This is a genomic window from Streptomyces sp. NPDC127092, from assembly GCF_042722475.1.
GTDB lineage: Bacteria > Actinomycetota > Actinomycetes > Streptomycetales > Streptomycetaceae > Streptomyces.
In genome coordinates this window covers 58,477-72,348 of sequence record NZ_JBHXFE010000043.1, presented here as the reverse complement: position 1 = coordinate 72,348, position 13,872 = coordinate 58,477, and the positions used below count along the sequence as shown (strand labels likewise).

Below are 13,872 nucleotides of genomic sequence, written 5' to 3'. Positions count from 1 at the left end.
GTGCAGCCGTCCGGACCCGGCGAGATTCCGGTTCCGGACGGCTGCACCGCGTCGCGGCCTTTTCGCGCACTCAGGACGCGCTCCCGTGCGGTGCGCCCGGCGCATTCCACATGCCAGACACTTGCTTGTTCAAGCAAAAATGAATGCCGTGGATCACATCCACTTCGCCAAGTAGGTGCTTGACCAAGCATGTACCTGGCCGGATACCTTCGTGCTCGACACCGCAAGATTCGAACAGCCGAGCGACTCCAGTTGTCGCGGCTGAGCCGACCGCAAGGAATCCGCCGTGCCATCGCCCCGCCTGGCCGAGACCGTCGCCGTCCACGGTCACCACCGGCCCCGCAGCATCGCGCTCCACTTCAACGACCAGGCCGTCACCTACGGCCGACTGCACGACCTGACCCAGAACCTGCGCAGCCAACTGCTCCGCCTCGGTCTCCCGGCAGGCAGCACCGTGTGTGTGCCGGCGCACAAGACGCCGCAGACCATCGCCCTGCTGCTCGCCGTGTTCCACGAGGGCCACATCGCACTGGCCCCCTCCCCCGACCTGGGCAGCGCCGCCCGCGAGCGGATCGCCCGCCAGGCACGGGTCAGCCACCTGCTGACCGTCGACGCCGACGGAGTGCTCGACGCGACGCCCGTGGCGGCCGACGAGGACGAGGCGACCGGGTTCGCGACGCCCGATCCGCGGCGGACGCGGCTGCTCCTGACCACCTCGGGCTCGACCGGCACCCCCAAGATCGTGCCGATCGAGGCCGCCGGGTTCGACGCCTTCGCGGACTGGGCCGTCGACGAGTTCGGCCTGACGCCGGGCGAGACGGCGCTGTCGTACGCGCCCCTCAACTTCGACCTCGCGCTCCTGGACGTGTGGACGTTCCTGCGCCTCGGCGCGACCGTCGTCCTGGTCGACAAGGAGCGGGCCACCGACGCCGCGCACCTGGCGGCACTCGCCGCCGGCCACCGGCTGACCTTCGTCCAGGGCGTGCCGATGATGTACCGGCTGCTCCTGGAGGGCAGCGCGGGCAGCGGCACGAGCGGCGAGAACGAGGCCGGCGCGGGCCGTGCGGGCGGCGGCACCTTCGACGCCGTACGCCACGCCGTCTTCACCGGCGACCGGATGCCCGCCGACCTGCTGGCCCCGATCGCCTCGAAGTTCCCCGCCGCCGCCTTCCACAACGTGTTCGGCTGCACGGAGACCAACGACTCCTTCATCCACCGCGTCGACCTCGCCGCGGCCGGGCCGATGCCCATCGGCCGGCCCGTCCGCGGCACCGACGCCCTCGTCCTGGACGCCGACGGGCAGCGGCTGCAGGGAGCGGGCACCGGCGAACTGCTGGTGAACACCCCGTTCCAGACCGGCGGCTACCTGCGCGAGGAGCTGAACGAGTCCGCCTTCACCCGCATCGACGGCCGCGACTTCTACCGCACCGGCGACATCGTCTCCCGCGGCGCCGACGGCCTGTACTTCCTCGAAGGCCGCGCGGACTGGCACGTGAAGGTCCGCGGAGTGCGCACGAACCTCCAGGAGGTGGAGAGCGTGCTCGCGTCCCACCCCGACGTCGCCGAGGCCGTCGTCGTGCCCCTGCCCGACCCGCAGGCCGGCGTCCGCCTGCACGCCCACGTCACCCGCCGACCCGGCACCGGGCTGACCAGCCTGCGGCTGCGCACCCACTCGGGCCGGCATCTGCCCCGCCACGCCATACCGGCCTCGGTGCACCTCACCGACGCCCCGCTGCCCCGTACTTCGACGGGCAAGCCCGACCGGAACCTCATCAAGCAGAACCGTATGAAGGAGATCGACGCATGAGCAGCACGGACATCGCAGGCGAGATCCGCGCCTACGTGGTGGGGCAGTTCCTCGCCGGCGAGGACGCCTCGGACCTGACCGGGGACTACGACCTCATCGACTCCGGCGTCATCGACAGCCTCGGTCTGGTGCGCCTGCTCTCGCACCTCACGCAGGCCTTCGACATCCCCGTGGACGACATCGAGTTCACGCCGGACGACTTCCGCACGCTCGACTCCATCACCGCCGTGGTCGAGTCGCACGCCCCGGCACGAGCGGTCTGACCCCGCCCCTCCCCGCAGCAGCCATCACCCCCCACGCCACACGCGCACCACAGCCGCCCCGCACACAGCGGCACCCCCCACGCAGCAGCACCCCGCACCACAGCAGCACCCACACCCAACAGCAGCACCACACCATCCGAAGGAGAAACCGCAATGTTCACTCGCAGCCTCGATGACGTCGCTCCCGTCGAGTGGGGCAACGGCCTCAGCACCCGGCTGCTGACCAAGTCCGACGGCATGGGCTTCGCCGTCTGCGACACGCTCGTGCGCCAGGGCACCACCAGCGCCCTGCAGTACCGCAACCACCTGGAGGCCTGCTACTGCATCGGTGGTTCGGGCGAGGTCGTGGAGAAGGACGGCACCCGCCACAAGATCGTGCCGGGCACCATATACGTCCTCAACGAGCACGACCCGCACTACCTGGTGGCCTCCGACTACGAGGACCTGCACCTGGTGTCGATCTTCAACCCGCCGATCGTCGGCGACGAGAAGCACACCCTGTCCGAGGACGGGTTCTCGCAGTACTGAGCCGCCCAGCCCGGGCCGGTCCGCTTCCCTCCCCCGTTGCGGGCCGGCCCGGGTCCGGGCCCGTCTCCCGACCACCGCCGACCTAGGACCCGCCTTGACGACCGATGCCCTGACCGACGACCTCTTCTCCCTCACCGCCCCGTGGGCCGAGCAGCTCAACGCGGACACCCGCGAGCTGGACGCGGCGGGCGCCTTCCCGTACGACAAGTGGAAGGTCCTGCAGCAGACCGGTCTCCTGCGCACGCACTTCGCCGAGGAGTTCGGCGGCGCCGGCCACGGCCTGACGGCGACCATGCGCGCTCTGGAGGGCCTCGGCTACGTCTCCCACGACGCGGGCCTGTCCTTCTCCGCCTCGACCCAGATCGTCTCCGTGGGCGTGCCGCTGCAGCGGTTCGGCAGCCAGGAGCTGAAGGAGCGGTACCTGCCGAGGATCATGTCCGGTGAGGCGATCACCGCACACGCGATCACGGAGGAGTCCGGCGGATCGGACGCGATGAACCTGTCCGCCACGGCCCGCCGCGACGGCGACCACTACGTGGTCAACGGCGGCAAGATGTTCATCACCAACGCCCCCGTCGCCGACCTGTTCCTGCTGTACGTGCGCACCGGCAAGCCGGGCCCGTTCGGTCTGACCACGCTGCTCGTCGAGGCCGGCACGCCCGGACTGACCGCGGGCCCCGCGATGGACAAGATCGGCCTGCGCACCAGCCCGGTCGGCACGCTCTCCTTCGACGAGCTGCGCGTCCCCGTCAGCCGGCGGGTCGGGCCGGAGGGCACCGGTTTCCTCGTCCTGGACCACGTCATGAAGCGCGAGGTCCTCTTCGGCTTCTCGATCACGCTCGGGGAGATGGCCCGGCGCCTTGAGGAGACCATCGCCTTCGCCCGGAAGCGCCACCAGTTCGGGCAGCCCATCGGCTCCTACCAGGCCGTCTCCCACAAGATCGCCGACATGAAGATGCGGGTCGAGACGGCCCGCAAGTGGCTCGCCGACACCGGCGCGAAGGTCGAGGCCGGCCAGGACGCCGCGCTCGACCTGGCGGCCACCAAGACGATCGTGTCCGAGGCCAACGTGCAGACCGCGCTGGACGCGGTGCAGATCCACGGCGGCCGCGGCGTGCTCACCGAGCACGGCATCGAGCGCGACCTGCGCAACTCGATCGCCGGAACGATCTACTCGGGCACCTCCGAGATCCAGCGCAACCGCATCGCCACCCTCCTCGGCCTCTGACCGCCGGCCTCCGACCCGCCGGCCTCTGATCGCTGGCTTCTGACCGCCGGCCTCCGACCCGCCGGTCACCGCCCCGCCGGCCGCCGACCCATCGGTTCATGACCCGCCGGCCTCCGACCGAGCTTCCGACCGCAAGGAATCCCGCAATGACCGACCAGCTGGACCGACTCACCCGGCCCACCGAGTTCCTCGACTACGAGACCGACGCGGTGCAGGCCTTCATCGACCACGCCGTCAAGGACCGCTCCGCGGCCCCGACGACCAACGCCATCGAGCTGTACTACGCGGTGCGCGACGACGTCTTCTACGAGGTCTACGGCGCCCCCCTCTCCCGGGAGGGCCTCAAGGCCTCGCACACCGCCACCACCAAGGAAGGGTTCTGCCTGCACAAGTCCGCCCTGTACGCGGCCTCCGTGCGCGCCCTCGGCATCCCGTCCAAGCTCGTCTACGGCGACGTGCGCAACCACCTCGCCTCGCCGCGCCTGCTCAAGCACATCGGCGGCGACGTGTTCTTCCACGGCCTGACCCAGGTCTACCTGAACGGCAAGTGGGTCAAGGCCACCCCGGTGTTCAACAAGATGCTCTGCAAGCTCTACGGCATGCAGGCCCTGGAGTTCGACGGCCTGAGCGACAGCCTCTACCACCCCTTCGACGAGGGCGGCGGCTCCATGGAGTTCCTCACCGACCACGGCTCCTTCGACGACGTCCCCTACGACTTCGTCATCTCCGCCATGCGCAGCAAGCACCCCGGGTTCCTCGACGCCGACGGCACCGGCACCGTCAGCGGCGGCAGCCTGGCCGACGAGTCCGCCCTCACCCGGTAGGAGCAACCACCATGACCGACAGCACCCGCACCGCCTCGCCCACCGACGGCTGGGACGCCTCGACCCGCATCGGCGTCGTCGTACCGCACGCCGACGTCGGCCCGGAGGCCGAACTGCAGGCCGTCGCCCCCGCGTCCGTGTCCGTCCACGGCTCGCGCATCCACTTCGCCGCGATGCGCGCGGGCGGCGAGATGGACGAGAAGATCCCGCACGACCCGGTGCGCTCCTTCGTCGAGCCGCCCTACCTCGACCAGGCCGTGGAGCTGCTCGCCGCGTCCCCGCTGCACGCGCTCACCCTCGGCTTCACCTCCTCCAGCTACGTCCTGAAGGCGAAGGGCGAGGAGGAGCTGTACGAGCGGCTGCGGCCCGTCACCCGCGACCTGCCGATCACGGGCACCACCAAGGCCGCCCGGGCCGCGTTCGACGCGCTGGGCGCCCGCCGGATCGCGGTGGTCAACCCGCCGTGGTTCGACGACAAGCTCTCGGGCCAGGGAGCGGACTACTTCCGGGAGTTCGGCTACGACGTCGTGCACCACGGCCCGTGCGGACTGCCCTCCGACCAGAAGGCCATCACGCCGGACAACCTGTCGGCGTGGATCCGCACCACGGTCGCCGCGCACCGTCCGGACGCCGTCCTCGTCGCCGGCAACGGCATCCGGGCGGTGGGCACCATCAAGCCCCTGGAGGCGGAGCTCGGCTTCCACGTGGTCACCGCGAACCAGGTGATCCTCTGGCACGCCCTGCACCTGGCCGGCGCCGCCGACACCGCCTTCGGCATCACCGACTACGGGCACCTGTTCGCCACCGAGCCGAAGGGCGAGGACGCGTGAGCCTGCTGGACGCCTCCGGTTACGAAGCCGTCTTCGCGACGCCCGAGGGGGACACCTACCGCGTCCCGCTGGTGTGCTGGCGCGAGGACGAGGGCCGGGTGTACGGCATGGTCCTGGTCAAGGGCCAGCTGCGGTGCGCGGACCGGGTACGGCACTTCCTGCGGTACGGCAACCGTGCCGAGGCCACGCCTGACGACGCCGCCGGCACCGCCGACGCCGCCCCCACCGCGTCGCACGCCGCCGTCCTGGCACCGGCACTGCGCTGACGGCGGCGTGGTGCCCGGACAGGACGAGGGGCCCGTGACCCACCGAGGTGGTGTCACGGGCCCCTCACGTCCACAGGCCGTCCTGCGGCCGTCGCCGGACCGCGGTCACGCCGTGTCTCGCCGTCGTCAGCCCGGCGTCACGTCAGGAAGCCGTCAGCAGGGTCAGGTCGCGGCGGAAAGGCCCCTCGTCCGCCCAGTCGGCGGGCATGCCCAGGGGGCTGTTCCCGTCGGCGGGGACGTCCGCGAGCCGGCTGTGGGCGAAGGCCGCGGAGACCAGCGTCATGTGGTGGTGCCAGCCGGGGAAGGAGCGTCCTTCGAAGTCCTTCAGCCCGAAGTCGCGTTCGAGCAGGTGGACGGCGTCACCGGCGGCCGCGGTCCGTTCCGTGTGGCGCACGAGTTCGCCGAGCGGCCGGTCCACCATGTTGGTGAGCCACAGCCGCCCCGGACCGCTCGGCCCGGTGCCGGGCCGCGCGAACAGCCGGAAGGGCTGGGGCCGCTGCTCGGCCGAGCCGAACGGCAGCTGCACCAGCTGGTTGCGGACCGTGCCCCGGACCCGCTCCGCCCCGCCCCCCGACGCGCCGACGATGCGGGCCGCCGCGCGCACCTGCGCGCGTACGGGCCGGGCGGCGGTGAAGGGGGCCAGCGGCAGGCCGTCGGGGACGGCGACGACGAAGTCGCGCCGGCCGCGGATCAGGCCGTGCAGCAGCGGACGCACGTCCAGGTAGCCGTCGACGTCGACGACCACCGGGACCGGTTCGTGCCGCGAGGTCCGAACCAGCGGTTCGACCAGGCTCAGCACATGGGTCTCGGGCCGGGCCACGGCCTCCTCGGGGACGCGGGCCCGCTCCCGCAGGGCACCCTGGGCCCAGGCCTCGGGCAGGAGCAGGCTCCAGCCCACCGGGAAGTCGCCCGCGTCCGTCGAGAGGAACACGGCCGTGCCGATCTGGCAGTTGACGGTCCGTCCGGTGTGCGGGATGAACCGGCGGTGCACCCCGCAGGACTTCTCGCCCCGCTTGGGCAGGACGACGGGGGCGACCGTCCAGGCCCGCGGCCGCACCCGGGCCTCGGTCCACTGCCGTAACCGGTCGCAGACCGGCGCCCACTCCCACGGGCTCTCGTTGATGAACTGGTGCAGCGCCTGCGACGCCGTCGGCGAGTCGCTCGCCGCCGCGGCGATGCGGCGCATCGTCTTCTTTCCGGGCGTCCTGAGCAGGCCGAGCACATACGCGTGGGCCCATCTGCGCTGGTCGACCCTGCGCAGATGTCCGAAGAGCTGGTCCGTGAACTCGACGACGGAATCCGCTCCCCCGGATCCGGCGATACCCCTCATAGCCTCTCCCTCCCTCGGTGCGGCAGCTCCGTGTGGGCTGTGCCTCAGATTAAAGAGAATGAGCACTATTTTTCTTCTGGGCGAGTCGTTTTCGGCCGACACTTCGCCAACTTCGGTGGAATTCTTACGCGTTGACCGTTCACGGAATCGCAGGTTCCGCGTCCGGCGGCCCCGGTTCCGCACAGGAGGAAGCGACCGCGCGCCGTCGGGCCGCGGTGCGGTGTCACAGGAGAAGGGCCGGATCCGTCCCGGACCGGCCCTGTCAGCGCGAGCTCAGCGCGGGCTCAAGCGCGAGCTCAAGCGCAGGCTCAAGCGCGAGCTCAGCGCGGCATCAGGCCCGTAGGCCCGGGGCGAGTCGCCGCCACAGGCTGCCCAGTTCGTCCCGGACCGCGGCCACCGGGAGACCGGACCGCATCCGTGCCCGGGCGCCGGCCAGCAGGTAGCAGATCAGGAGCTGGACGTCGGCCACGACGGCGTCGTCCGCGCCGCCCGCCCGGGCCCGGTCCAGGGCATGGCCGAGGGCGGGGCGCCAGGCCTCCTCCCAGGGCGCGCACTCGTCGGGACACTCGTCCATGAGGCGTACGGTCGCCCGGGCGTGCACGTCCTGCTCCAGGAGGACGGGGAGGACCTGGGTGAGGCGTTCGGCCGCGGCCAGGCCCGGGGCGGCGATCCGCTCCACCTCGCCCAGCGCCGCGCGCGCCGCCTCGGCGCCCGCGCCGGCGACGGCGCGGGCCAGCTCCTCCTTGGACAGGAAGTGGAAGGTCAGCGCGCCCGAGGTCACCCCGGCGGCGGTGCTGATGCGCGCCAGGGTGGCGCCGGCGTAGCCGAGCCGGGCGAATTCGCCCGCGGCGGCGGTGATCAGGGCCGACCTGGTCAGCCGCGCCCGTACCTGCCTCACCACGGCGGCACGGCCCGGTCCGGGGCGGCAGGCGCGGTCGGCCGGGTGCCCCGGGCACTGTGTACGAGCTTCACAGCTCCTCCCGCACCTCATGGCCGGCTCCCGTCAGAACGCCCTCACGGTACCCGGCGTTCCTCTTGGTCAGGGCTTCGCTTCGCGGTTACCGGAACGTCTTTGGCACGTTGCCCGGGGCCGGGTGCCCCGCACCGCCCCGGGCCGCCTCACGCCGCCGCGCGGACCGCGCCGGAACGCCGGTCGAGGTGCGCGCGGTACCAGGGCGCCGCCGCCGCGAGACGGGCCAGCGGGCCGGGGCCCGGGGTGGCGCCGGTCGCGATCCAGATCCCTTCGCTGCGGTACCAGTGGTCGCCCGCCAGCAGGGCGAACTGGCGCTCGCTCACCCCGCCCGGACGGCTGCGCAACCGCTCCAGGCACTCCTCCCACGACCAGTCCTCCAGCGCCGCGGGCAGGACGTCGAGTTCGGAGAGCCTGGCCATCAGGTCGGCGTTGCGCACGGGCGCGGGGTGGCTGGCGTGGTGGATGCCCGTGGGCACCGGGTCCGGGGCCAGGACGAGCGCCGCGATCAGCCGTGCGAGGTCGTTCGCGTCGACCATGGACAGCAGCCCGCGGCCGCCGTCCCAGCGGGCAGGCACGCGGTCGAGCAGGTCGGCGAGCGCCGGCACCACCCACCGGTCGCCGGCCCCGGTGACGAGGCCGGGCCGCAGGACCGTGCCGCCCGCGGCCAGGACCGCCGTCTCCCCCGCGAGGCGGGAACGGCTGGCGGGGGACACCGGAGCGGGCACGACCTCGTTCACGGTGATGCCGCGGTGCGGGCCCGCGCCGTAGACGGCCGCGGTGGACAGGTGGACGATGCGGCGCACCCCGGCCCGCTCGGCCTCGGCCACGAGGGCCGCGGTGCCGTGGTGGTTGACCGCCTCGCAGGCGGCCTCGTCGCCCGTGACCATGGCCGCCATGTGCACGAGGACGTCCACGCCATGGGCGAGACCGCGCAGGGACGCCGGGTCGGCCAGGTCGGCCCGGCGGCAGGCGACCCCCGGGACGTTCTTCGAGCGTGCCGCGGTCAGCACCTCGAGGCCGTGGCCCGCGCGGCTCGCCTCGAGGAGCCGGCGCAGCACCTTCGAGCCGATGAAGCCGGTGGCACCGGTCAGCAGGACGGTGGTCATCGTGTGCCCTCCTGGTCGCCGCCGGCGAACCGGAGCCGGGCGATGACGTCGGCCGGGGCGAGCCCGGGCAGCAGGCAGCGCCACACGTTCGTGATGCGCTGGGGCAGGTCGGCCCGGCCGCTGGCGAGCCGCGACATGATCTGCGAGCCGGTGAAGGCGGCCACCAGGGTGGTGGCGAAACACGTGGCGTCGGCCCCCGGAAGGAGTTCACCGCGGTCCTGGGCCGCCGCGAGGTCCTGGGCGAACCGGTCGGCCCACCACTCGTAGATCGAGTACTCCTGCAGCCCCGGCTCGCTCTGCTCCACCGCCAGGCGGACACCGGCGCGCAGCAGGGTGTCGTGCTGCAGCCGCTCGGCCAGGTACAGGGTCAGGTCGAGGAGCCGCTGCAGTCCCGCCTCGCCCTGCGGGAAGTCCAGGTCGGCGGCCTGCTCCTGGATCACGGCGCGGGCCAGGCCCTCCTTGGAGCGGAAGTGGAAGTAGACCGCGCCGGTCGTCACCCCGGCCCGGTCGATGATCTTGGTGATGCTCGCGCCCGGGTATCCGACCTCGTCGAAGACCTCCGCCGCCGCCCGCAGCAGCACCTCCCTCGTCCGCACCGCGCGCTCCTGCATGACCCGGGCCATCTGTTCACCTCTCAGCTACAAAAAAAGAATCACCACTATGTTAAATTCAGCGACCGTCAAGCACTAGTCAGGGCGCACCAGTTGAGTCAGTAAGGGGAGAACTGGCATGTCACAGCTGCACCTTGAGCACGACCGGACCCACGGGGGCAACGGGGTCCCGACGCCCGTCATCCAGGGCCACACCCACAAGACGAACCCGGACGAGGTCCTGCTCACCGACTGGCGGCGAACGGACGACCACGCCTTCGTCGTCCGGGCCCGCTGGCCCAGAGCACACGACTTCTACACCACCCGGCACGGGCTGCACGACCCGCTGCTGCTCAGCGAGACGGTGCGGCAGGCACTGCCGCTGCTCTCGCACGTCGGATACGAGATACCCCTCGGCCACCAGCTGTTGTGGCACGACTTCCGCTGGGAGCTCGACCCGGAGGCGCTGCACGTGACCGAGCGGGACACCCGGGTCGAACTGCACGTGACGTGCAGCGACATCAAGTACCGCCGGGGCAGGCCCGCCTCCATGCTGTTAACCGCCGTGGCGCACCGGGCGGGCCGGCCGCTGGCCGACACCCGCACCCGGTTCGCCATCCAGGACCGCGCCGTCTACGAGCGGCTGCGCGGACAGTACGCCGACCTCGACCTGGCCAACGCCCGCGCACTGCCGCCCGCGCCGCCGGTGCCCGCGCCCGTGGTGGGACGCACCCGCGCCGCGGACGTCACCCTGTCCCCCACCGGCCGCCCGCACCGGTGGCTGCTGCGGGTGGACACCGGCCACCCCATCCTGTTCGACCACCGCGTCGACCACGCCCCCGGCATGCTGCTGCTCGAAGCCAGCAGGCAGGCGGCCCAGGCCGTGACCTCACCCGGCTCCAGCGTGGTCGTCGGCATGGACACCGCCTTCATCCGGTACGCCGAGCTCGACGCGCCCTGCCAGATCCGCGCCCACCACTACACCACCGACGAGGCCGGACGGCGCCGCGTGCTGGTCACCGCCCACCAGCACGACGCGGAGATCTTCACCAACATCGTCACCCTGGTCGGCGCGCCGCAGGGCTGAAGCCGGCTCAGTACGACTTGGGCAGCCCCAGCGTCTGATGCGACACGAAGTTCAGGATCATCTCGCGGCTGACCGGGGCGATCCTGGCCACGCGGGCCGCCGTGACCAGGCGGGCGAGGCCGAACTCGCGGGTGAGGCCGTTGCCGCCGAGGGTGTGGACCGACTGGTCGACGGCCTTCACACACGCCTCGGCGGCGGCGTACTTGGCCATGTTCGCGGCCTCGCCCGCCGCCAGGTCGTCGCCCGCGTCGTACAGGGCGGCGGCTTTGCGCATCATCAGGCGGGCCAGTTCGAGCTCGATGTGGGACTGCGCCAGCGGGTGCGCGACGGCCTGGTGGGCGCCGATCGGCGCCTTCCAGACCTGGCGCTCCTTGGCGTACTTCACGGCCTGGGCGAGGGCGTAGCGGCCCATGCCGATCGCGAACGCGGCCGTCATGATCCGCTCGGGGTTGAGGCCGGCGAAGAGCTGGAGCAGGCCCGCGTCCTCGTCCCCGACCAGCGCGTCGGCGGGAAGGTGCACGTCGTCGAGGACGAGCTCGAACTGCTTCTCGTCCGCCGCGAGCTCCATGTCGATCTGCCGCCGCCCGAAGCCCGGAGTGTCGCGCGGGACGACGAACAGGCACGCCTTGAGGTTGCCGGTGCGGGCGTCGGAGGTGCGGCCGACGATCAGGGTCGCGTCGGCGATGTCGACGCCGGAGACGAAGACCTTGCGGCCGTTGAGGACCCAGCCGTCCTCGGTGCGGGTGGCCGTGGTCGTGATGCGGTGGGAGTTGGAGCCCGCGTCGGGCTCGGTGATGCCGAAGGCCATGGTGCGGGAGCCGTCGGCCAGCCCCGGCAGCCAGGCCGCCTTCTGCGCGTCCGTGCCGAAGCGGGCGATGACCGTGCCGCAGATCGCGGGCGACACCACCATCATGAGGAGCGGCGCTCCGGCCGCGCCCGCCTCCTCCAGGACGATGGACAGCTCGGCCATGCCGCCGCCCCCGCCGCCGTACTCCTCGGGCAGGTTCACGCCGAGGTAGCCGAGCTTGCCGGCCTCCGCCCACAGGGACGCCCGGTCGAAGCCGGGGCCGTGGCGGTGGCCGAGGGCGGAGACGGCGGCGCGCAGGGCGGTGTGTTCCGGGGACTCGATGAGGGTGCTCATGCGGAGGCCTCCTGGGCTTCGGTCGGTACGCCGGCCCGGTCTTCGGGCTGGACGACGGCGAGCAGGGCACCGACCTCGACCTGGCGGCCGGGAGCGGCGTGGAGCGCGGTGAGCGTGCCGGCGGCGGGAGCGGTGACCCGGTGCTCCATCTTCATGGCCTCCAGCCAGAGCAGCGGCTGTCCGGCCGCCACCCGGTCGCCGACGGCCAGACCGTCGGCGACCCGGACGACGGTGCCGGGCATGGGCGCGAGCAGCGAGCCGGGCTCCCGCTGCTCCGTGGGATCGGTGAAGCGGGGCCGGGCGGTGAGCCGGTGCGGGCCGACGTGGACGGTGCCGTCTCCGTACGCGGCCACGTCGAAGTCCCGGACCACGCCGCCGATGTCGAGGCGGACGGCGTCCGGGGTGACGGAGAGGGCGCGGACGCCGTCGGGTGCGGTGACGGTGTACCCGCCGCGGCCGTACCGGTAGCGGACCTCGTGCTCGCCGTACGTCTTCGCCTGGTCCTGCGACGGCAGGTTCCGCCAGCCGCCGAACCGCCCCGCGCCCAGGGCCGCGTCGGCGAGGGCGGCGGCCACGGCCGCGTGCGCCGCGCCGTCCCGGGGCCGGGTCAGCGCGTCGAGGTGCCGGTCGTAGAAGCCGGTGTCGAGCCGTCCGGGGTCCTGGAAGCCGGGGTGGCGGAGGGAGCCGACGAGCAGGTCCCGGTTGGTGACCGGTCCGTGGATCCGGGCCCGGTCCAGGACGTGCGCCAGTCTGCGCACGGCGGCCTCCCGGGTCGGCGCCCGCACGACGACCTTGGCCAGCATGGCGTCGTAGTGGACGGGCACGGAGTCACCGGAGGCGTATCCGGTGTCGACCCGCACGCCCGGCCCCGCCGGGAACTCCAGGGCGTGCAGCACCCCGGTCTGCGGGGCCCAGCCGGCCGCCGGGTCCTCCGCGTAGAGGCGGGCCTCGATCGCATGGCCGCGGGCGGCCGGGGGCTCCGGGTCCAGCGCCGCGCCCTCGGCGACCGCGATCTGGAGGGCGACCAGGTCCACGCCGTGGATCTCCTCCGTCACCGGATGCTCCACCTGGAGGCGGGTGTTCATCTCCAGGAAGTGCGCCGTGGTATCCGCGACGAGGAACTCGACCGTGCCCGCGCCGACGTAGCCGACGGCCTTCGCGGCGGCGGCCGAGCGCGCGTACAGCTCGTCGACGAGCGCGGCCGGCAGGCCGGGCGCCGGCGCCTCCTCGATCACCTTCTGGTGGCGGCGCTGGAGCGAGCAGTCGCGGGTGCCGAGCGTCCACACCGTGCCGTGGGCGTCGGCGAGGACCTGCACCTCGACGTGCCGGCCGTTCTCCACGTACGGCTCGACGAACACCTCGCCGTCCCCGAAGGCACTCAGCGCCTCGGCCGACGCGGCCGCCAACTCGGCTTCGAGCGCTGCGAGTTCGCGTACGACGCGCATGCCGCGGCCGCCGCCGCCCGCCGCCGCCTTCACCAGGACCGGCAGGTCCGCCTCGGTGACGTCCGTCAGCGGCGGGATGCCCATCAGCTCCTTGGCGCGGGTCTTCGACGCCATCGCCTCGATCGCCTCCGGCGGCGGCCCGATCCACACCAGTCCCGCCGCCAGGACGGCCTCCGCGAACTCCCTGTTCTCGGAGAGGAACCCGTAGCCGGGGTGGACGGCGTCGGCGCCGGCCGCGAGGGCGGCCCTCACCACCAGGTCGCCGCGCAGGTACGTGTCGGCGGGCGCCGCCCCCGGCAGCCGTACCGCCGCGTCGGCCTCCCGCACGTGCAGGGCGTCCGCGTCCGCGTCCGAGTACACCGCCACCGTCGCGATGCCGAGCTCACGGCAGGTGCGGAACACCCGGCAGGCGATCTCGCCCCGGTTCGCCACGAGAACTGAAGAGATCACCAGA

Annotated in this window: 14 protein-coding genes; 8 read left to right on the top strand and 6 right to left on the bottom strand. The window is 72.7% G+C overall.

The window, feature by feature from the left end; translation table 11 throughout:
• Positions 1 to 286: 286 nt before the first annotated feature.
• The 7 genes from ACFWJO_RS29605 (at position 287) to ACFWJO_RS29575 (ending at position 5,746) form a co-directional block, all read left to right on the top strand.
• Positions 287 to 1,807, top strand: coding sequence for an AMP-binding protein (locus ACFWJO_RS29605; protein ID WP_386870018.1), 1,521 nt, complete (start codon positions 287 to 289; stop codon positions 1,805 to 1,807).
• Positions 1,804 to 2,070, top strand: a complete 267-nt coding sequence (locus ACFWJO_RS29600) for an acyl carrier protein (RefSeq protein WP_386870016.1) — start codon at positions 1,804 to 1,806, stop codon at positions 2,068 to 2,070. The genes ACFWJO_RS29605 and ACFWJO_RS29600 overlap by 4 nt, the downstream gene beginning before the upstream one ends.
• Positions 2,071 to 2,223: 153 nt before the next feature.
• Positions 2,224 to 2,598 carry an ectoine synthase gene (locus ACFWJO_RS29595; protein WP_384418390.1) on the top strand — a complete coding sequence of 125 codons (375 nt, stop codon included), beginning with the start codon at positions 2,224 to 2,226 and terminating at the stop codon, positions 2,596 to 2,598.
• A gap of 94 nt (positions 2,599 to 2,692) precedes the next feature.
• Positions 2,693 to 3,826 carry an acyl-CoA dehydrogenase family protein gene (locus ACFWJO_RS29590; RefSeq protein ID WP_386870014.1) on the top strand — a complete coding sequence of 378 codons (1,134 nt, stop codon included), beginning with the start codon at positions 2,693 to 2,695 and terminating at the stop codon, positions 3,824 to 3,826.
• 146 nt (positions 3,827 to 3,972) lie between these two features.
• Positions 3,973 to 4,650: a transglutaminase family protein gene (locus ACFWJO_RS29585; protein ID WP_386870012.1), complete on the top strand. Its 678-nt coding sequence runs from the start codon at positions 3,973 to 3,975 to the stop codon at positions 4,648 to 4,650.
• 11 nt (positions 4,651 to 4,661) lie between these two features.
• Positions 4,662 to 5,480 (top strand): maleate cis-trans isomerase, encoded by an 819-nt coding sequence (locus ACFWJO_RS29580; protein ID WP_386870010.1) that lies wholly within the window; start codon positions 4,662 to 4,664, stop codon positions 5,478 to 5,480.
• Positions 5,477 to 5,746 carry a DUF6253 family protein gene (locus tag ACFWJO_RS29575; protein WP_386870008.1) on the top strand — a complete coding sequence of 90 codons (270 nt, stop codon included), beginning with the start codon at positions 5,477 to 5,479 and terminating at the stop codon, positions 5,744 to 5,746. The genes ACFWJO_RS29580 and ACFWJO_RS29575 overlap by 4 nt, the downstream gene beginning before the upstream one ends.
• A gap of 142 nt (positions 5,747 to 5,888) precedes the next feature.
• Here ACFWJO_RS29575 and ACFWJO_RS29570 read toward each other — a convergent pair whose 3' ends face one another.
• From ACFWJO_RS29570 to ACFWJO_RS29555, 4 genes are all read right to left on the bottom strand, one after another.
• Positions 5,889 to 7,076: an IS701 family transposase gene (locus ACFWJO_RS29570; RefSeq protein ID WP_386870006.1), complete on the bottom strand. Its 1,188-nt coding sequence runs from the start codon at positions 7,074 to 7,076 to the stop codon at positions 5,889 to 5,891.
• 331 nt (positions 7,077 to 7,407) lie between these two features.
• Entirely contained in the window at positions 7,408 to 7,977 is a 570-nt protein-coding gene (locus tag ACFWJO_RS29565; protein WP_386870004.1) for a TetR family transcriptional regulator, read from the bottom strand.
• Positions 7,978 to 8,195: 218 nt separating this feature from the next.
• Positions 8,196 to 9,155, bottom strand: a complete 960-nt coding sequence (locus ACFWJO_RS29560) for an NAD-dependent epimerase/dehydratase family protein (protein ID WP_386870002.1) — start codon at positions 9,153 to 9,155, stop codon at positions 8,196 to 8,198.
• The gene (locus ACFWJO_RS29555; RefSeq protein ID WP_386870000.1) at positions 9,152 to 9,778 is read right to left on the bottom strand and encodes a ScbR family autoregulator-binding transcription factor; all 627 of its coding nucleotides are present in this window, start codon (positions 9,776 to 9,778) and stop codon (positions 9,152 to 9,154) included. The genes ACFWJO_RS29560 and ACFWJO_RS29555 overlap by 4 nt, the downstream gene beginning before the upstream one ends.
• A gap of 106 nt (positions 9,779 to 9,884) precedes the next feature.
• Between ACFWJO_RS29555 and ACFWJO_RS29550 the strand changes: the two genes are divergently transcribed.
• The gene (locus ACFWJO_RS29550; protein ID WP_386869998.1) at positions 9,885 to 10,832 is read left to right on the top strand and encodes a ScbA/BarX family gamma-butyrolactone biosynthesis protein; all 948 of its coding nucleotides are present in this window, start codon (positions 9,885 to 9,887) and stop codon (positions 10,830 to 10,832) included.
• 7 nt (positions 10,833 to 10,839) lie between these two features.
• On the opposite strand, the gene ACFWJO_RS29545 is transcribed toward ACFWJO_RS29550, so the two are convergent.
• Together ACFWJO_RS29545 and ACFWJO_RS29540 are read right to left on the bottom strand one after the other, a co-directional pair.
• The gene (locus ACFWJO_RS29545) at positions 10,840 to 11,973 is read right to left on the bottom strand and encodes an acyl-CoA dehydrogenase family protein (protein ID WP_386869996.1); all 1,134 of its coding nucleotides are present in this window, start codon (positions 11,971 to 11,973) and stop codon (positions 10,840 to 10,842) included.
• Complete coding sequence (locus tag ACFWJO_RS29540; RefSeq protein ID WP_386869994.1) at positions 11,970 to 13,868, bottom strand: acetyl/propionyl/methylcrotonyl-CoA carboxylase subunit alpha; 1,899 nt, start codon at positions 13,866 to 13,868, stop codon at positions 11,970 to 11,972. The genes ACFWJO_RS29545 and ACFWJO_RS29540 overlap by 4 nt, the downstream gene beginning before the upstream one ends.
• Between the last annotated feature and the right edge of the window lie 4 nt (positions 13,869 to 13,872).

Coding starts and splice junctions, on each gene's coding strand:
- ACFWJO_RS29600 (WP_386870016.1), top strand. CDS start 1,804: ATGAGCAGCACGGACATCGCAGGCGAGATCCGCGCCTACGTGGTGGGG.
- ACFWJO_RS29595 (WP_384418390.1), top strand. CDS start 2,224: ATGTTCACTCGCAGCCTCGATGACGTCGCTCCCGTCGAGTGGGGCAAC.
- ACFWJO_RS29585 (WP_386870012.1), top strand. CDS start 3,973: ATGACCGACCAGCTGGACCGACTCACCCGGCCCACCGAGTTCCTCGAC.
- ACFWJO_RS29580 (WP_386870010.1), top strand. CDS start 4,662: ATGACCGACAGCACCCGCACCGCCTCGCCCACCGACGGCTGGGACGCC.
- ACFWJO_RS29570 (WP_386870006.1), bottom strand. CDS start 7,076: ATGAGGGGTATCGCCGGATCCGGGGGAGCGGATTCCGTCGTCGAGTTC.
- ACFWJO_RS29560 (WP_386870002.1), bottom strand. CDS start 9,155: ATGACCACCGTCCTGCTGACCGGTGCCACCGGCTTCATCGGCTCGAAG.
- ACFWJO_RS29555 (WP_386870000.1), bottom strand. CDS start 9,778: ATGGCCCGGGTCATGCAGGAGCGCGCGGTGCGGACGAGGGAGGTGCTG.
- ACFWJO_RS29550 (WP_386869998.1), top strand. CDS start 9,885: ATGTCACAGCTGCACCTTGAGCACGACCGGACCCACGGGGGCAACGGG.
- ACFWJO_RS29545 (WP_386869996.1), bottom strand. CDS start 11,973: ATGAGCACCCTCATCGAGTCCCCGGAACACACCGCCCTGCGCGCCGCC.